The 19,452-nt window shown below is 49.5% G+C and carries 11 protein-coding genes, 1 tRNA gene and 1 pseudogene; 7 read left to right on the top strand and 6 right to left on the bottom strand.

What is annotated here, in order from left to right:
• Nucleotides 1-120: 120 nt before the first annotated feature.
• The 3 genes from ACU52_RS12245 to ACU52_RS12235 form a co-directional block, all read right to left on the bottom strand.
• Nucleotides 121-194: transfer RNA gene (locus ACU52_RS12245), tRNA-Arg, on the bottom strand.
• Between the two features lie 372 nt (nucleotides 195-566).
• Nucleotides 567-1,940, bottom strand: coding sequence for a tryptophanase TnaA (locus ACU52_RS12240; RefSeq protein WP_021855020.1), 1,374 nt, complete (start codon nucleotides 1,938-1,940; stop codon nucleotides 567-569).
• A 953-nt stretch (nucleotides 1,941-2,893) separates the two neighbouring features.
• On the bottom strand, nucleotides 2,894-3,973 hold the full coding sequence (locus ACU52_RS12235) for a TlpA disulfide reductase family protein (protein WP_082335281.1): 1,080 nt from the start codon (nucleotides 3,971-3,973) through the stop codon (nucleotides 2,894-2,896).
• A 203-nt stretch (nucleotides 3,974-4,176) separates the two neighbouring features.
• On the opposite strand from ACU52_RS12235, the gene ACU52_RS12230 reads away from it, so the two are divergent.
• From ACU52_RS12230 to ACU52_RS12205, 5 genes are all read left to right on the top strand, one after another.
• On the top strand, nucleotides 4,177-4,869 hold the full coding sequence (locus ACU52_RS12230) for a queuosine precursor transporter (protein WP_053398989.1): 693 nt from the start codon (nucleotides 4,177-4,179) through the stop codon (nucleotides 4,867-4,869).
• Nucleotides 4,866-5,342: a preQ(1) synthase gene (gene queF / locus ACU52_RS12225; protein ID WP_021855023.1), complete on the top strand. Its 477-nt coding sequence runs from the start codon at nucleotides 4,866-4,868 to the stop codon at nucleotides 5,340-5,342. The genes ACU52_RS12230 and queF overlap by 4 nt, the downstream gene beginning before the upstream one ends.
• Before the next feature lie 51 nt (nucleotides 5,343-5,393).
• Nucleotides 5,394-7,619, top strand: a complete 2,226-nt coding sequence (locus ACU52_RS12220) for a patatin-like phospholipase family protein (RefSeq protein WP_053398983.1) — start codon at nucleotides 5,394-5,396, stop codon at nucleotides 7,617-7,619.
• A gap of 1,077 nt (nucleotides 7,620-8,696) precedes the next feature.
• A complete protein-coding gene (locus tag ACU52_RS12210; RefSeq protein ID WP_021855025.1) occupies nucleotides 8,697-10,478 on the top strand; it encodes a pyruvate carboxylase subunit B in 1,782 nt (593 codons plus the stop codon).
• Nucleotides 10,479-10,889: 411 nt separating this feature from the next.
• Nucleotides 10,890-11,426 carry an HDIG domain-containing metalloprotein gene (locus ACU52_RS12205; protein ID WP_053398981.1) on the top strand — a complete coding sequence of 179 codons (537 nt, stop codon included), beginning with the start codon at nucleotides 10,890-10,892 and terminating at the stop codon, nucleotides 11,424-11,426.
• A 298-nt stretch (nucleotides 11,427-11,724) separates the two neighbouring features.
• On the opposite strand, the pseudogene ACU52_RS12200 reads toward ACU52_RS12205, so the two are convergent.
• The 3 genes and pseudogenes from ACU52_RS12200 to ACU52_RS12190 form a co-directional block, all read right to left on the bottom strand.
• A pseudogene (locus ACU52_RS12200) lies at nucleotides 11,725-12,151 on the bottom strand (Hsp20/alpha crystallin family protein).
• A gap of 208 nt (nucleotides 12,152-12,359) precedes the next feature.
• Nucleotides 12,360-13,301 carry a Ppx/GppA phosphatase family protein gene (locus ACU52_RS12195; RefSeq protein WP_053398980.1) on the bottom strand — a complete coding sequence of 314 codons (942 nt, stop codon included), beginning with the start codon at nucleotides 13,299-13,301 and terminating at the stop codon, nucleotides 12,360-12,362.
• A 198-nt stretch (nucleotides 13,302-13,499) separates the two neighbouring features.
• The gene (locus ACU52_RS12190) at nucleotides 13,500-15,581 is read right to left on the bottom strand and encodes an RNA degradosome polyphosphate kinase (protein WP_053398988.1); all 2,082 of its coding nucleotides are present in this window, start codon (nucleotides 15,579-15,581) and stop codon (nucleotides 13,500-13,502) included.
• Nucleotides 15,582-16,493: 912 nt separating this feature from the next.
• Between ACU52_RS12190 and ACU52_RS12180 the strand changes: the two genes are divergently transcribed.
• Both ACU52_RS12180 and ACU52_RS12175 read left to right on the top strand, forming a co-directional pair.
• Nucleotides 16,494-17,522 carry a lysylphosphatidylglycerol synthase transmembrane domain-containing protein gene (locus ACU52_RS12180; RefSeq protein WP_021855031.1) on the top strand — a complete coding sequence of 343 codons (1,029 nt, stop codon included), beginning with the start codon at nucleotides 16,494-16,496 and terminating at the stop codon, nucleotides 17,520-17,522.
• A gap of 78 nt (nucleotides 17,523-17,600) precedes the next feature.
• Nucleotides 17,601-19,058 carry an aminoacyl-histidine dipeptidase gene (locus ACU52_RS12175; RefSeq protein WP_053398978.1) on the top strand — a complete coding sequence of 486 codons (1,458 nt, stop codon included), beginning with the start codon at nucleotides 17,601-17,603 and terminating at the stop codon, nucleotides 19,056-19,058.
• Nucleotides 19,059-19,452: the final 394 nt, after the last annotated feature.

Genomic DNA, 19,452 nt, shown 5'->3' with positions numbered 1-19,452 from the left:
AGCATATCCGACAGAACATTAGCCTTGTTGTTTCCTGTGCCACAGGAGGAACTAAAGTCAAATGTCTAGTCATAAAAAATAAGCGGAAACCCTTTTTCTTACAAGGATTTCCGCCGTATGTGATCCCGTTGGGATTCAAACCCAAGACCTTCAGAACCGGAATCTGACGCTCTATTCAGCTAAGCTACGGGACCATTGCTGTCGGCTTCCACACGCTGTGCATGCGCCAAAGGTGCGCATGTCTGTGCAAGAAGCAAGTGCAAAGGTAATATATTTTTTCGATTTATGCGTCTGTTGCCACATAAATTATTGAAAATAAGGAATAGTTAATAACCGACTATAGACCTACTGCCGCAACGGCACATGGCCTTTGCATATACGGCGGCGGCAACATGAAGCGACAGAAACAAGCCCACGGCACGGCAAGACGCACGCACCTGAAGGCAACAGCACAGAACAAGAGCCGACGGACATGCGCCATAATCTGGATGCGGAGCATCTGTCCGTCGGCTAATTGGTATGTCAGGCCGAAACGGCCTTTATGTTTTCTACTTTATAAGTATATATTACAGTCTCTCGAGCTGTACGGTGAAGTGACGCATGAGCGGTGCTTCCCACGCAATTCTTACACCGCGTGTAATCTCAGCCCTGCGCTCATAAACGTTCTTCAACGCAGCAGCTATAACAGCGATGTGATTGTCTGTGTAGACGCGGCGCGGAATGGCAAGGCGCAGCAGGTCGAGACCTGTGAAGCGGTTTTCGCGAGTAACCGGGTCGCGGTCGGCCAAGAGATAACCAATCTCGCATCCGCGGATACCTGCCTCGAGATAAAGCTCTATGGTAAGTGTCTGTGCGGGGAACTCCTCCTTCGGAACATGTGTGAGCACCTTTGGAGCGTCAACGAAGATGGCGTGGCCGCCTGCCGGGCGCTGATAAGGAATGCCGTACTCGTCGAGCAGGCGTGCGAGCAGCTGCACCTGACGGATGCGTGTGTCGAGGTTGTCAAACTCTGTATTCTCGTCGAGACCTATTGCCAGTGCGTTCATGTCGCGTCCGTTCATACCTCCGTATGTCAGATAGCCTTCAAATTGCACACAATAGCCCTTGGCGCCCTCATACCACTCCTGCTTGCGTGTGGCAATGAATCCGCCCATGTTTACGAGTCCGTCCTTCTTGGCGCTCATTGTCATGCCGTCTGCCAGAGCGAACATCTCGCGTGTAATCTCCTTTATGGTCTTGTCGGCATATCCTTCCTCGCGTGTCTTGATGAAGTAAGCATTCTCGGCGAAGCGTGCAGAGTCGAACACAACGGGCTTGCCATACTTGTCGGCAACGGCGCGCACCTGTCTCAGATTCTCCATTGACACGGGCTGTCCTCCTGCTGTGTTGTTGGTTATGGTTACGATGATGAACGGTATGCGGTCGCCGTGCTCCTTGAGAGCGTTCTCAAGCTTCACGGGGTCAACGTTGCCCTTGAACGGCACCTCGAGCTGAGTGTCCTTAGCCTCGTCGACGGTGCAGTCGAGCGCGATGGCCTTACGTCCCTCGATATGTCCTTTTGTAGTGTCGAAGTGAGAGTTGCCGGGCACGATGTCGCCTTCGTGTACGAGATAAGAGAACAGCACGTTCTCTGCGGCACGTCCCTGGTGTGTAGGTATTACATACTCAAAGCCCGTGAGCCTCTGTATCGTCTCTTTCAGCTTGAAGAATGAGTCGGCTCCGGCGTAGCTCTCGTCGCCCATCATTATTCCGGCCCACTGGCGGTCGCTCATTGCGCCTGTGCCTGAGTCGGTGAGCAGGTCGATATACACCTGGTTGGCTTTCAGTTGAAACACGTTATAGTGAGCCTCTTTAATCCACTGTTCGCGTTCTTCGCGTGTGCTTTTGCGTATAGGCTCAACCATCTTGATTTTCCAAGATTCTGCGAATGGTAATTCCATAGTTTAAGGTTTTAATAATTTCAGCTCCAAATTTAATAAAAAACCAATTATGCAGCAAGCACATTTCAATAGTTTTTTCATTCATTTATAATTTTTGTAATAATATCACGCCGCATATATGCCCTCTGCCGGCCATCATCATGCGGCTGCACGGACAAGGCGGCATGCCACTAAGCCGTGTGTGGGCCACCATGCCGCCACGGAGCCAACCTAAGCACACCGAACACTGATATGCCTGTCGACGGCAGAATGTAAATATTATTCGCAATTTTCGTCCGTTTAACGCTCTCTGAATTGCCATGCCCGAAATAAATACGGCATTCGTCAGAAAAACAGGACAAAATCAAGTCTTACATATAACATACAACAAATCAAGTAGTTATACATTTTTCAAGTCAAGATCAAAAGTATCAGAAGACTAAAAATGACCGATTTCAGCCTGAAAGACGGCCTTTTATGTGCCGAAATACAGCCTTTCTGCATGCAAAAAGCATGCTTTTAGATGATGAAAAACATTGATTTACGACCTTCAATGATGGTCTTTTGTTAATAAAAGCCAACAAAGCGAGATTTAGACGAGATTCTATTAACATACGTTACACTTTGTTTTTCTGTAACGGAAAATAATTTTGTCATTACTTTTTACCGTCATCAAGACTATTGCCGAAGTATGCACGCAGCACGGCCTTATACCTAAAGATGTGCCTGCGGAATAATGCGTGAAGGCATGTCAGACACAAACGAAGTCACTGCGGCAGATATACAAATGCCTGCCGACAGGCAACAAGGCAATAAGGCATACGCAACAAAAACAAAACTGACGGGCAGCAGCATTGCCGTAAATCAGCAATAAGCCTGTCCGTCAGCTTTTTTACGGATATGGCGCACAGCACCATATACATTATAATATCTGAGATGCCTCTCAGGCAGCGCCATGCCGGCGCCATGCCTATTTAGAATCCGTAAATATCTTTGAGCTTCTCGCCGAGATCCTCGCCCCTTAGGTCTGTGGCAACAATCTTGCCCTCGCCGTCGAGCAGCACGTTGGCCGGTATGGCGTTGATGCCGTAGAGGGGAGCTGCGGCACACTTCCAGCCCTTCAGGTCGCTGATGTTGGGCCACTTCATGCCGATGCTCTTAATGGCAGACTTCCATGCCTCGGCGCTGTTGTCGAACGAAACGCCCACTACCTCGAAGCCCTTGGCATGATATTTCTCATAGTTTGCCACTACGTTTGGCATCTCCTGACGGCACGGTCCGCACCAGCTTGCCCAGAAGTCAACGAGCACATAGTTGCCCTTGCCGCACCACTCGCTCAGCTTGCGCTGCTTGCCTTCGGTGTCGTTCATCGTCAGGTCTGTGAACATCTTGCCGGGCATGCGCTTCTCGAAGGCAGCAAGCTGCTGCTTGACGCGGGCCAAGGCAGGATGGTTATAGTAAGGAGCCGACGGACTTAGCAGGTCTTTCAGCTCGTTATAGTCGAGCGCGGTGTAAATCTGACTCAGATAAACGGCCGGTATAAGGTTGTCCTTGTTTGTCTTTATTATGTTCAGCATGTCGTTGAGCATAGAGTCTCTCACCACGTTGAAGCGCTCTGCCAGAGCCTTAGCCTTTGCCTTGCCGGCTTCGCTGTTGTCTCTCGCCACCTTCTCATACTCGGCATATATCTCGCTTGTTGCAGCGTCATACTTTTTCAGCGGCAGGCTGCACTCAAAGAGTTTTTTGTTGAGGTCAGAACCGGCCATGGTGTAGTTCACCAGGTTCATGTCCACAGGTGTTCCGTCGTTGAAGAATGCCATGCCCTCATTATTTGCGTCCAGCATGAATATCTCGTTAAGGTTCTGCTTTCCGCTCAGCTCAAACTTTCCGTTGCTCACCGTTGCGCTGTCTAAAGCTGCGCGCTGCCCCATCACATAAAGATAAACCTTCGATACGCTTGCGGGCACTGTTCCCGTAATCTTGTAAGCAGTCTCCTGCGCCTGCATCGAGATGGCTGCCATCACCGTCAGGGCTGTTGTCAATAGTTTTTTCATATTCCTTTTACGTTTTCTTTGTTTATTTCCAAATATCTCCGGCCTTTTACGGCCCGTATAAATAACATAAATGCAAAGTTATCAATTAATCGGTATCGGGCAAATAATTACAGGTGTAATCTTATCTTATTGAGTTTTTTTATTAATTTTGCAGCCGCAATTTATTTACAGAGTGCTTGGTAAACCTCTTAAAAAACAAGGAAATGAAAACAGATAAGCAACAAGTAAGTGTGCTGTTCATGCTTTTCAGCATACTTTTCTGCGTCTGCCTGATAACGGCAAACGTGTTAGAGACAAAGCAGATTTCAATCGGACCGGTGAACATCACCGGCGGATTGCTCGTGTTTCCGGTGTCTTACATTATCAACGACTGCGTGTGTGAGGTGTGGGGATTCCGCAAGGCAAGGCTCCTTATATGGACAGGCTTCGCCATGAACTTCATCTTCGTGCTGTTCGGAGCGCTGGCCGACGCCATTCCTGGCGCGCCTTACTGGCACAACGACGAGGGCTTCCATGCCGTGTTCGGCCTTGCCCCGCGCATTGCCGCCGCCTCGTTTGTGGCCTTCCTTGCCGGCTCGTTCATCAACGCCTACGTGATGAGCCGCATGAAGATATCGTCCAACGGCAAGCATTTCTCTCTGCGCGCCGTGGTGAGCACAGTGTTCGGCGAAAGTGCCGACTCGCTGATCTTCTTCCCGCTTGCGCTGTCGGGCGTGGTGCCTGCCGGCGAGATGCTGTCGCTCATAGTGTCGCAGGTGGTGCTTAAGACGCTCTACGAAATCATTGTGCTGCCCGTAACGATACGTGTAGTGAAGAAGACCAAGGAGCATGAGGGCACCGACGTGTATGACAACGGAATAAACTATAACGTTTGGAAAATATTTAATCTACAATGATGACTGAAGACAACAGAAAAGACGAGGGACTGAAGGCCCTCGGCGCAAAGACCGCCTACAGAATGGACTATGCACCTGAAGTGCTCGAGACGTTTGAGAACAAGCATCCGGGCAACGACTACTGGGTGCAGTTCAACTGCCCTGAGTTCACATCGCTGTGCCCCATCACGGGTCAGCCCGACTTTGCCGAGATACGCATAAGCTATATCCCCGGCGAGCGCATGGTTGAGAGCAAGAGTCTGAAGCTGTATCTGTTCAGCTTCCGCAACCACGGCGACTTCCACGAAGACTGCGTGAACATAATAATGAAGGACCTCATCAGGCTGATGAGCCCTAAATATATAGAGGTGACGGGATACTTCACTCCGCGCGGAGGCATAAGCATATATCCCTATGCCAACTACGGACAGCCCGGCACTAAATACGAGAAGATGGCCGAGCACCGCTTCATTAACCACAACATGGGACGCTGACCTTAAGCCGCGACACATGCCATAAGGCCGCCCTGCAAACCAGACAACATCATGAAAAGTAAACTCCGCCTGCTAGCTGTCATACTGACGGCATTACTTTTTGTTCCGGCTAATGCCGAAGAAGTGCAAGACTCGTGCCGCAGCCGCGTGGCTGTGGTGCTCAGCGGCGGCGGCGCAAAGGGCATGGCCCACATAGGCGTGCTGCGCGTGCTGGAGCGTGCGGGCATACCTGTAGACATTATCACGGGCACGTCGATGGGCGCCCTGATCGGCGGCTTGTATTCAATAGGCTACGACGCTGCCACACTCGACTCGCTCGTAAAGGTGCAGGACTGGAAGACACTGCTGTCTGACAAGGTGGACGTGAGCAACCAGAGCCTGGCCGAAAGAGAGAAGCAGAACACCTATCTGCTGTCGCGCCCGCTGAGCATAGCCCGCAAGGCACGCAACGCCGCAGGCGGACTGATAAGCGGCACCAACCTGTCGCAGCTCTTCACACGGCTCACCGTAGGCTATCACGACTCAATCAGCTTTGCCGACCTGCCCATACCGTTTGCCTGTGTGGCAACAAACATCGTGGACAACACCGAATACGACATGTACGGCGGGCATCTCTCGACAGCCATGCGGGCAAGCATGGCCATACCGGGCGTGTTCACCCCGGTGCGCAAAGACTCGATGGTGCTCGTAGACGGAGGCCTGCGCAACAACTATCCGGCCGACATAGCCAAGCGCATGGGGGCGGATATAATAATAGGTGTGTCGGTGCAGAGCGACAACCGCACGGCGGCAGAGCTGCAAAGCGGCCCCGCCATACTGATGCAGATCGTGGACATCAACTGCAAGAACAAGTTTGACGAAAACTGGGCTATGACCGACATTCCTATCAAGGTGAACGTAAAGGGCTACTCTTCGGCAAGCTTTACGCGGGCAGCCATCGACACGCTGATAGCACGCGGCGAAGAGGCAGCCATGCAGCAGTGGGAAAAGATTGTGGCACTGCAGCAGCGCCTTGCCTCAGAAGGCTACATCCACGCGGCACGTGCCTCGCGCCCTGTGCCGACAAGTTCGGAACTTACGTTCAAGATAGACTCCGTATGCTTCGACCGCATTGTGGCTTCCGACCGCAACTATATCATGTCGAAATACAGGCTCAACAAAGGCGACAGCGTTTCGGTGAAACGCATCGAAGAGGCTATCACAGCCCTCGGCGTAAACTTTCTATACACCAACCCGGGCTATACGCTCAACAAGAGCGGCAAAGGATACGTGCTGAGAATATCGGCAGACGACAAGCGCACAAGCAGGGTAAACCTCGGAGTGAGATTCGACACAGAGGAGATGGTGGCCCTGCAGGCCAATGTGTCTCACCAGATAAAGGCCCGCATACCTGTGATAATGGAGCTTACGGGCCGCCTGGGCAAGCGAATGATGGCAAGGCTAGACGCACAGATCAATCCGCTGCACTACGGAAAGATAGGCCTCTCGTATGTATTCAGGCACGACGACACAAACATCTATGAGGGCGGCAAGCGCGACTACAACTTCACTTACAACCAGCACTCTGTCAACCTGCAGCTGCTCAGCTTCAACATACGCAACTTCTCGGTAGACGTAAACGTGAAGATGGACTTCTACGACTTTCACGACATGCTGTCGGGTCCGTCGTCTGAATATGAGACTCTCGACAATGTCCACTTCTACAGCTACATCTTCAGGATGAACTACAACTCGGAAGACCGCTGGTTCTTCACCACGCGCGGCGCACGCTTCAATGCCGGATACGGCTACTACACAGACAACTTCATAAGCCACGGAGATGAACCCGGACTGAGCGTGGCCGACTTCATGTGGCGCATGTCGTTCCCGCTCAACAGCCGTTTCGTGCTGCAGCCCATGGTAAGCGGACGCTTCCTTATCGGCAACGACATTCCGCTAATCATGCGCAACTCCATAGGCGGCATGCACCCCGGAATGTATCTCGAACAGCAGCAGCCCTTCGCTGGCATCGGCCACATAGAGTTTGTTGACAACATGCTGCTAACGGCACAGCTCATGGCGCAGCAGCGCATCATGGACAACAACTACATCATAGGCCGCCTGTCGTTCGGACAGCGTGGCGACAAGCTACGCAACCTCTTCGAGAAGGGGCCGATGACAGGATGCGAGATAGCATATTACTACAACAGCATGTTCGGCCCGATAGGCGCGTCGCTCGGATACTCAAGCCGCACGGAGGAGCCTTACTTCTACGTAAACCTTGGCTTCCAGTTCTGACAAAACGGGACTGCATGGGAAAACCGGTTTAACAAAAATCAGTCATTGTAATTCGGTCGCTATTTTTGCTTTATATTGAGCGGATTTCGGTCAGTTTTTTGCAGGCATTTTTATAGCTCATAATTAATAATTCATAATTAACAGACACCGCAAGACACGGAAATACACAAGACAAAAGGCATGCTTCTGCAACATGAAACATGCCTTTTTGCATGCCAAGACATGGCCTTTCGCATGATAAAAGATAGCCTTTCACATTTTAATTCGCGGCAGTTTACACACCGAAACGCTGCATTATGAAATTAAACAGGCATGCTTTCGCATATACAGGACAACAAAGATAAAATCACAAAGTTTTTTCTTAAAAACTCATCACTCATCACAAAGCGGCACAACCCGCTGTGTGACAGTATGTTACAGTGTGACGAGTTGCCTGCGAAACTCATCACGCCCGAAGGCCGCAGGGCACGATGTGATGAGTTGGTCCGTAAACTCATCACGCCTCAACACTCTGTAAGCCAACACTTTACATGGCAATGTGACGAGTGATGAGTTTCTAAAGAAAACTTTTTTGCTTATTCCTCCTCCCTGCCCTTTCCTAAATATGGTTGACTTCAAAGAGCCCTTTTCCAGATTAAAGTCGACTCCGGCTACCCCCAAAAAACGGTCATCAGAATTATGGTTAAACATCACCACCGCCCTCAATCTCCCCGACTAAAGCTACAAAACTGCAAGCCAAGCAAGACAAATACAGGCAAAGCGGGCTGAATCAGTTTGTAAAATTAATTTCCACAGGCACGTTAAGGTTTGTTAGTTACAAATAGAAACTTGTCTATTTGCTATCCTACAAGTGAATTTTAGACACTTTATCATGTATTTTGCTATATGTATTTAGCAAATCAGCACAAAAAATATGATAAAATGTTCATAAGACTATAAAAAACAAATAAATATTCGTCTCAAACCATATTATTTTGTCATAAAAACTTTTAGATTTAGAAAAAATACCTATTTTTGCATAAATGAACATGTGTGCCGGACAAAATCAGGCCACACACAATAAAAGATCTAATAATAATGAAAAAGAAAATCCAATTCAGTCTCGTTTATCGCGACATGTGGCAGTCTTCAGGTAAGTTCCAGCCACGTAAGGACCAGTTGGAGCGCGTTGCTCCGGCAATCATCGATATGGGATGTTTCTCCCGCGTTGAAACCAACGGAGGAGCCTTCGAGCAAGTTAACCTGCTCGCCGGCGAGAATCCTAATGAGGCAGTGAGGGCATTCTGTAAACCGTTTAATGAAGTTGGCATTAAGACACACATGCTCGACAGAGGACTCAATGCCCTACGCATGTATCCCGTGCCCGACGACGTTCGCAGACTCATGTATAAGGTTAAGCACGCCCAGGGCGTTGACATCCCCCGCATATTCTGCGGTCTTAACGATGTCCGCAACATCATCCCCAGCATTAAATGGGCGCTTGAGGCCGGCATGACTCCTCAGGCTACTCTTTGTATAACAACATCACCAATCCATACAGTTGAATATTACAGCAACATCGCCGACCAGGTGATAGCTGCCGGTGCTACCGAAATCTGTCTTAAGGATATGGCCGGTATAGGTCAGCCGGCTATGCTCGGCAAGCTTACAAAGGCTATTAAGGACAAGCATCCAGACGTCATCATACAGTATCACGGCCACTCAGGACCGGGCCTCTCAATGGCTTCTATCCTCGAAGTGTGCAACAATGGTGCCGACGTTATCGATACAGCCATCGAGCCGCTGTCATGGGGTAAGGTTCATCCGGACATCATCTCTGTTCAGAGCATGCTGAAGAACGAAGGCTTCGAGGTTGCCGACATCGACATGAACGCATACATGCGCGCCCGCACCCTCACACAGGAGTTTATCGACGACTGGCTGGGCTACTTCATCAACCCGGGCAACAAGCACATGAGCTCACTGCTCCTCGGATGCGGTCTGCCGGGCGGTATGATGGGAAGTATGATGGCCGACCTCGCCGGAATACACCGTTCAATCAACTCTACACTGAAGAGCAAGGGACAGCCGGAACTCACAACAGACGAGATGCTGGTGAAACTGTTCGACGAAGTGGCATATGTATGGCCGCGCGTAGGTTACCCACCACTCGTAACTCCGTTCTCACAATATGTCAAGAACATCGCACTGCTCAACCTGCTCACCATGGCACAGGGCAAGGGCCGCTTCGTAATGATGGACGACTCTATGTGGGGAATGATTCTCGGCAAGAGCGGAAAGATACCTGGAACAATAGACCAGGAACTCGTAGAGCTGGCTGAGAAGCAGGGACGTCAGTTTACTGATGCTGACCCGCACACACTTATACCTGACGCTCTCGAAGGCTTCAAGAAGGAGATGCAGGACAACAACTGGGACTTCGGACAGGACGACGAGGAACTGTTCGAGCTGGCTATGCACCCCGAACAGTATCGCGACTACAAGAGCGGAATGGCAAAGAAGCGTATGCTGGCCGACCTGCAGAAGGCAAAGGATGCGAAACTCGGCGCAAAACTCACACCGGAAGAAGTGTCAGCATTCAAGCACGCAAAGGCAGACGCCATCGTGTCTCCATTCAAGGGACAGGTGTTCTTCGACTTCGAAGGCAGCAGCGAGTGTGTTCCTTGCCTTGAGCCGTACATCGGACAGCACTACAAGGAAGGCGAAACATTCTGCTACATACAGACACCATGGGGCCAGTTTGAACCGGTACCGGCTGCACTCGGAGGCAAGCTGGTTGAAATAGCTGCACGCCAGGGTTCAAGAGTCAACCGCGGTGATGTGATTGCATATATTGAAAGAGACTGGATCAATTCTTAATCCGAACATATTCCCGGGCCGACGGAACAGCCCTACGCCCGGGATGCCATAGCTAATTGTTGCCATACGGCCGGCTTGCCAATATTGACGAACCGGCTTATGGCAACAATATCATAAATGAAACCACTGTATGCCGGCCGTTTTTAGCCCGAACCGGGCGTTAGAATTCAGCCGGTTTTTTTGCTTTATATTGGGCTGATTTTCGTTTGATCTATCGCAGGCATGGATGGCTATGCGAAGAAAAGACACACGAAAAGACAACCATAGAAAACAAAAAGCCGGATGAAAGCATGAATAAACAAAACAGATAAAACCATATGCCGACTGACGACCGAGCCGAGTTTAAGCTTTATTAAATATATACATAAAGAAAAACGGACGTGCACCCAAACAATTAATCCTACTTAAAAAATGAACTGGAGACAAATTATCGACAAGTATTATTCTGACAATGCAGAGCTGAAAGACATCCTTCTGCGCCACAGCAGCGCCGTAGCCCGCAAGGCTCTCGACATAGCGGACAGGCATCCCGAACTGAATCTTGACCTCAACTTCATTGAGGAAGCTGCCATGCTGCATGACATAGGAGTGATAAAGACCGACGCTCCCGACATAAAATGCTACGGCCATGAGCCCTATATACGCCACGGAGTGCTCGGAGCCGAGATGCTCAAGGCCGAAGGAATGCCGCGCCATGCACGCGTATGCGAACGGCATACAGGCGCAGGACTGTCGCTTCAGGAGATTGTAAGCCGCAACCTTCCGCTGCCGCATACCGACCTGCTGCCCGAGACGCTCGAAGAACAGGTGATATGCTATGCCGACAAATTCTTCTCGAAGACACGGCTCGACCGCGAAAAGACCATCGAGCAGGCAGAAAAGAGCGTTGCGAAACACGGCGAAGAAGGCCTGAAAAGGTTCTGCCGATGGAAAGAAATGTTCGAATAAAGCCTGCCTTACCCTATAGTCTCAGACTTTAACATCAATAGGTAATCAGCATCAAGCCCGCCATTCACCTTACGCCGGGCGAACTTCCGCCATATCCTCAACTAATATAGCGTGGGCGTAAATAAGGTAAAAGACAATAATCAGCCCGACATAAGACAAGGACCACACAGGGCACTGACAAGCATCTGATATAAAAAACTTTGTTGATAAGCCATGGAACGCTGTTCCACGGCTTACCAACAAAGTATAATTTATATTATCAATTAAAGTTACCGTCTGCTTTCAGACTGCCGAACTGTTATCCTACAACAATCTGGCGCACAACATTCTTTTCCTCTTTGCGTATCTTAGGAAGCACAACCGTAAGCACGCCGTCGCTTACTTTGGCTGATATCTTCTCCTTGTCAACATCGTCGGGCAGTATCAGTGTCTGCTCAAACTTGCTGTAGGCAAATTCACGACGCAGATAGTGAGCCTTTTTTCTCCTCCTCAGCATTGTTCTTCTTGCTCTCCATCTTTATTGACAAATCGCCGTCCTGGTTAAGATGAACATTGAAGTCTTCCTTCGTCATTCCCGGCGCAGCAACCTCAACCTCATAATCTATTTCGCTCTCTTTTACGTTTATTGCCGGAGCAGTGGCATTGGCCTTAGGCATGAAGTCTGTGTCAAAGAAATCGTTAAACACGTCGGGTAACCATGAATTCTTGCGATTAACTGGTATCATAATTATATTCTCCTATTTTTAATTGTTTTTTTATTTCTGTTCTGTGATGAGCTTCAAATCTTGTTGTCGGCTCTCACTAAGATATATTACAACTTACGTACCAGCATAAAAAAGCATGACATTTTGTCTGAATTACAAGACAAAATGTCATGCTGAATATATTTCTGTACCTTCTTTTAAGCCGCATCAACGATGCTGCACAGAAGCATCAGTCTTCATCATCGCCTACCTCATCAGCGTCGCTTTGCTCAGGCTTGATGTCGCAGGCTGAATACTTGTCGCGGTAAAATCCGTCTACAATGCTGTCGGCAAGGCTTATGTTAGGCACCTGCACTGAGTCGCAGCCAAGAGCCTCGGCCGCCGTGATGAATATCTCGGCTGCAGGAATGATAACGTCTGCACGGTCTACCTTGAGCCCATACTGCTCTATGCGCTCCTCTACACTTAGCACCTTCAGCTTAGAGTAAAGGTCTTTTATCTCATCAACCGTAACATATCTGTTTTCGCGCTTTGCATGTGTAAGCTTGAACAGCTTGTTTATGTTTCCGCCCGAACCTATTATCCTTATGTCGGGCATGTCCTTGGCAAATCTTTTCAGGTCGGCCTTCATCTTCTCGACGGTCTCCTTCGACACCATGCCACCCAACATTCTCAGCGTACCGATGTTGTACGACTGGCTGTGAGTGAGCGCACCGTCGTGAAGCAGAGAAATCTCAGTGCTGCCTCCGCCTACGTCGATATAGGCATAGTTGCCCTTTGCGCTGCCGATGTTCTCAACGATGTTGTTGCACAGCAGTCGCGCCTCTTCCCTGCCGTTGATAATCTCTATGTCTATGCCTGTTGACTTGCGGAGCTTGTTGAGCACCTTCTTGCCGTTCTCGGCGTCACGCATGGCCGATGTGGCGCATGCCCTGTAGTCGTCAACCTGGTTGAGTTTCATTATCTGCTTGAAAGCCTTGAGCATGTGCTTCATCATGAGCATACGCTCCTTAGAAATCTTGCCGAGCGTAAATACGTCTGAACCCAGGCGCAGGGGCACACGCATATACATCACGCGTGATATCTGCTGCGTGCCGTCTTCGGTTGTTCTGAAGTTCTTTATGAGCAGTCGCGCTCCGTTAGAACCTATATCAATAGCTGCTAATCTCATATCTGTTTTTAATTTTAAAACTGTTTATCAAATCATCATTTCACACGGCAAGCCATGTGTCGTGTAACACATTGACACACAGGCCGTTATAAGTCATAACACAAAAGATCATGTTTTAGACTGCAAAAGGCCGTCTTTTACATGACGAAAGGGCACCTTTTACAGGCCAAAATGCCACCTTTTGGAAACAGACCGAAATCATTCGTCCTGACCGGCAGCCCTGGCTTCAGCCATATATGCGTTGTAAAGCTCCTCCTGCGAGCGGAACGGACGACCGTCTTCAACCTCCTGTATCACGTTGGCTCCGCTGCCGTCCACGATGCGTCCGTTGGTGGTGTCGCGCAGTCCGTAGTCAACTGTGCGCATAAGGTCTTTCTTCATGTCCTCGTCATAAACCGGAGCCATCACCTCGATGCGGTTGAGCAGGTTGCGCGGCATCCAGTCGGCACTGCCGATAAAGAACTTCGGATTGCCGGCATTGCCGAATATCAGTATGCGCGAATGCTCCAGATAGCGGTCTATTATACCAACGGCATGTATGTTGCCGCAAAGTCCCTGACGGCTTGTTACGAGCGAGCAGTTGCCCCTGAGCACGATGTCTATCTTCACGCCGGCCTTCGAGGCGGCATAAAGTTTCTCTACAACGTCCGGCTCGGTTATATGGTTTATCTTCATCTTTATCCATGCCTCGCGGCCCGAGCGTGCATTCTTTATCTCCTTGTCGATAAGACTTATTATCCTTGTCTTCATCGAGTTTGGCGACACCATAAGCTCTCTGAACCTGAACTGCGAGAACGGGCGGTCGATAAAGTCGAACACCTTCTTAACCTCAGCCACAATACTCTTGCGCGCCGTCATCATCAGATAGTCGGTGTACACCTTGGCGTTGCCTTCATGGAAGTTGCCCGTACCCACACAGGCAATGCTGCCTTTGGTCGACTCTATATAGAGCAGTTTAGAGTGAACCTTAAGTCCCTCCACGCCATATATCACGTTTATGCCTTCTTCCTGCATGCGCTTGCTCCAGCGTATGTTGCTCTCCTCGTCGAAACGGGCAAGAAGCTCAACCACGGCCGTAACCTTCTTGCCATTGCGTGCGGCGCATATCAGTGCCTTAACCACCTTTGAGTCTTTGGCCAGTCGGTACAATGTGGTCTTTATCGTCTTAACCTCCGGCTTCAGCGCAGCCTCACGCAGCAGACGGATATACCCGTCGAACGAGTGATACGGCACATGGATGAAGAGGTCCTTGCGGCGTATCTGGTCAAGAATGCTCTCCTGAGCAAGGAATTCAGGCTTCATCACGTGAGCCCACTTCGGATATTTCAGTTCGTCGTGGCCGCAGTCGGGGAATCCCATCAGATCTTTGTGGTTCTGATAACGGCTGCTGCCCAAAGACACATCGAGCTTGCTCACGTTGAGCTTGCTCATCAGTTTCTTCTTCATCTCCTTGGGCATGCTCTTGTCATAGATAAGTCTCACGGGCTCGCCGTGCCTGCGGCTGCTCACGCCCTTGGCAATTTTCTCAAGCACGCCGTAGTCGGAGTCGTTGTCCATCTCCATCTCGGCATCCTTTGTAAACTTAAACGAATATGACTCAAATACGGCCGGCTTGAAGCCGATGAATATCAGCGGAAGGCAGTATCTAACTACATCGTCGAGATACATTATATTGTCGAAGCCGTCCGACGACGGCAACTTGATAAAGCGTCCGTTCTCCCTGTCGGGCACCTTTATTATGGCCAGACTGCTCTTCGGGCGCGACGAACCGCTCGTTATGTCGGTCTTTCTGACAAGAAGATAAATACGGTTGTCCTCAAGCTGCCCTATCTCGCCTATCTCCGAATACCATATAGGGTTTGTGTAGCCGTTAAGGCGCTCGTGAAAGAAGTTTGTCAGAAATCTTTTCTGCTCATCGTTCAGCTGCGTCTCGTCAAGCATTCTTATGTTATGCTTCTCCAGGCAGTCGAACACATGGTCTATAGCCAAGGTGTACTCCTGGCTGTAGGCAGAGTTGAGCTTGTTTATCTTCGCCATGGTCTTGCATATCGTGTCGTGCTGTCTGCGCACTTCCTTATTGTCAGACTCAAGCAGACGGCTGAGCGAAGCCATACGTACACGGAAAAACTCGTCGAGGTTGTTAGAATAAATACCCAAAAATGAGAGTCTTTCAAGCAATGGTATGTTTTCCTTCTGAGCCTCCTGAAGTATGCGATGGTTAAAATACATCCAGCTTACATCACGCTCAACATAACGTTTCTCCTTTTTGTTCTTGGCCATAACTCCTACTTCTTTGATTATTGTTTGTCCGTTTTCATGTCCCTGTTGCATGCATCATGGCCGGCACTGCGGCAAATACGGCATACGGCCGGCGCTGCAACAGCAATAACACTTATATTAATTTATTTTGCAAAAATATAACTATTATCCAACATTGCCGCTGTATTACATATTAAAATGATAATAAAATATCGTTACAAAGGCGTTTTCCTGCAACAATTTATCTGCATGTCTGCGATATGCCTGCCAAGTTTATGGCATGTACCGGGCAAAAGATATCATCACCAGACAAGACCAAACAAAACATAGAAACTTTCCGTCCATGCATTTTCCTGTTATCTTTACAAAAGGCATACATCTGTACACCCTCCACCATGAAGGCCAATATGACAGCCGCTGCAATACCGTTGCCACCTGGAACTGCACAAAATCATCAAGCAAAACAAACTCATGATACGGCAAGCTGCCATGCTGCAACAATAGCTTTAGCCGAATATAGTCCAGTGCGGACAAGCATAACGACAGGACCATTGCGGCATATCTCAAGAAAAGATACGAAAACAGAAGGAGCCGGACGACAGACTTCGGCGGCATATTTGTGATGAACGACCATGTATTCTAGCTGAACATCTGCGTCCAAGACCAAGCCCCCATTATACATAAAAACGTGTGCATCAGGGCAATAAACCATACACCTTACGGCAACAAGCGTACACACATACCGCACACAACGGCAAAAAAGCTCTAAAGAAAATATAATTCTTTAGTGTCAAGACGCGTATTTTGAAAAAAAAATTGTAAGTTTGCATAGACAATAATGCATGCGGCAGACCGAATGAGGCATGGGTCGACAGCAAGCCACAAGGCTTAAGCAAGGCTCTGCGCGGTCTGGAAAGAAAACATTTGGCAAGCGTGAATACAAGAAAAACAGTAAACAACATACTCAAAATAGCATTTCCGCTGCTGTTCGGCGGGGCGATACTCTATTGGATGTACCGCGACTTCGACTTCAGAAGCATCGAGAACATACTCATCAACGAGATGAGCTGGACATGGATGCTGCTGTCGTTCCCGTTCGGCATACTTGCCCAGATGTTCCGCGGATGGAGATGGCGACAGACGCTTGAGCCTGTCGGCGAATATCCCAGAAGTTCAACGTCGGTCAACTCGATATTCCTTTCTTATGCAGCAAGCCTCGTAATACCCCGCATCGGAGAGTTCACGCGCTGCGGAGTGCTCAAGAGATACGACGGCGTGTCGTTTCCGAAAGCTCTCGGAACCGTTGTTACCGAAAGAGCCATCGACACACTGCTCATGCTGTTTGTCACCATGCTGACACTGCTGATGCAGATGAGAGTGTTCACGACATTCTTCTCAAAGACCGGCACAAGCATGGATTCTATCATCAACCGGTTCTCAACCACAGGCTATATCGTAACCGCAGCATGCGCCATAGCCGCAATTTTCTTGATTCACATACTGCTAAAAAAGCTCTCAATATATAATAAGGTGAAAGCCACCATGGGCGGAATATGGCAGGGAGTGATATCGCTGAAAAGCGTAAAGAACGTTCCCTTGTTCATATTTTACACTCTTGGGATATGGGTAAGCTATTTTCTGCATTACTACCTGACGTTCTTCTGCTTCGACTTCACGTCGTCGCTGGGCTTCCAGTGCGCCCTTGTAACGTTTGTGGTGGGCAGCATTGCAGTGATTGTCCCAACGCCTAACGGAGCCGGTCCGTGGCATTTTGCCGTGAAGACCATGCTCATCCTCTACGGCGTGAGCGACACTAACGCCCTCTACTTTGTGCTGATAGTACACACGGTGCAGACCATGCTGGTCATACTGCTCGGCATATACGGATGGGCAGCGCTGGCATTCACCAAGAAGAGACACGCCGCACATACGGCGGAAACACAGATTTCAGCAAACATATAACAATAAATATGGACATACCGAAGTGCCGGCATACGGCGCGGAGGGACTGACCTGATAACAATTTAATCTATAATGACTATGAGCGAAATTAAAAATCTCAAACCGGAGTGCATCTGGAGAAACTTTGATGCACTGACACAGGTTCCACGTCCGTCAGGACATCTGGAGAAAGTTCAGCAGTTCTTGCTCGACTTCGCAAAAAACACAGGCGTTGAAGCATTTAAAGACGAGGCAGGCAACATCGTTATGCGCAAGCCCGCCACACCCGGCATGGAAAACCGCAAGACGGTGATTCTGCAGGCACACATGGACATGGTTCCACAAAAAGAAAAGACAAGTACTCATAACTTTGAGACTGACCCGATACAAACTTACATCGACGGCGAATGGGTAAGGGCTAAAGGCACAACTCTCGGAGCCGACGACGGTCTGGGCGTGGCTGCCATCATGGCTGTCATGGAGGCTAAAGACCTGAAGCACGGACCTATCGAGGCACTGATAACAGCCGACGAGGAAACAGGCATGTACGGAGCAAACGGACTGCCCGGAGGCGAACTTGAGGGCGAGATTCTGCTCAACCTCGACACCGAACAGGAAGGCGAGCTCATCATAGGAAGCGCCGGCGGCGTTGACATTACAGCCACTCTCGACTATCAGGAGGCTGAAAGCGACAAGACAGACGCAGCCGTTAAAATAACAATAAAGGGCCTGAAGGGAGGACACTCTGGTCTGGAAATATGCGAAGGCCGCGGCAATGCCAACAAGATGATGGTAAGAATAGTACGCGAGGCTATAGCAGAAGACGAGGCTTGCCTGGCAAGCTGGCACGGCGGAAACATGCGCAACGCCATTCCGCGCGAAGCTGAAGTAGTGCTCACTCTGCCGAAAGAGAACGTTGAAGACCTGAAGGCTATCGTTGCCGAATATAAGGAGACATTCAACAACGAATACAAAGGCATAGAGAGCGACATCGAGGTTGTAGCCGAGGACGTAGCACTGCCCGAAATGATCGTGCCGCAGGAAATTCAGGACAACCTGGTTGACGCCATCTACGCAGCACACAACGGCGTATGGCGCTACATCCCCACAATGCCCGAAATTGTAGAGACATCATCTAACCTTGCAATAGTTGACATCGACGGCGGCAAGGCTGCCATCAAGATTCTTGCCCGCAGTTCAAGCGAGACAATGAAAGAGGATCTGTCAACATCGCTCGAGAGCTGCTTCAACATGGCCGGAATGAAGGTTGAGTTCAGCGGCGCTTACGGCGGATGGGACCCCAACACCGACAGCGAACTGATCAAGGTTATGCGCAACATCTACAAGAACCTGTTCAACGAGGAGCCGACTGTTCAGGTGGTTCATGCCGGACTGGAGTGCAGCATCATCCTGTCTAAATATCCGGGTCTCGACATCTGCTCGTTCGGTCCGACACTGCTGTCGCCCCACACTCCGACAGAGCGTGCTCACTGGCCGTCAACAACCAAGTTCTGGGATCTGCTCGTAAAGACTCTCGAAGAGATTCCGGCTAAATAATTTTAGCTGAAACGATAAAAATTACACAAACCTAATACATGCTGAAGGCGGAAGGCAAAGGGCAAAATGAGCCCCGAACCTTCCGCCTTTTCCGTTGCAGCACCTGGCATAAGAACGCCATAAACACGCCACACGACAAGAAGCGGAAAATCATGCCGGCACGTCAAATTAATGACGATGCACACAGCCGATTTGCAAAAGGCCACAAAACGCACTGCAAAAGGGCATCTTTCAGAGGCTAAAAGGCCGTCTTTCGGAAGACAAAAGGACACCTTTTGCAAGTACATCCGTAACCGACTGATTTTCAAGACGATACACAATGTCTAAAATTTATACGGCATACATCAACCTGAAACGACGACAACACGCCATAAACTGATGTGCCACAAGATAT

Origin of the sequence: Xylanibacter rarus (genome assembly GCF_001275135.1) — a bacterium.
GTDB lineage: Bacteria > Bacteroidota > Bacteroidia > Bacteroidales > Bacteroidaceae > Prevotella > Prevotella rara.
Note: the sequence above shows the minus strand (reverse complement) of the source record. Positions and strands in the feature narration are given on the sequence as shown.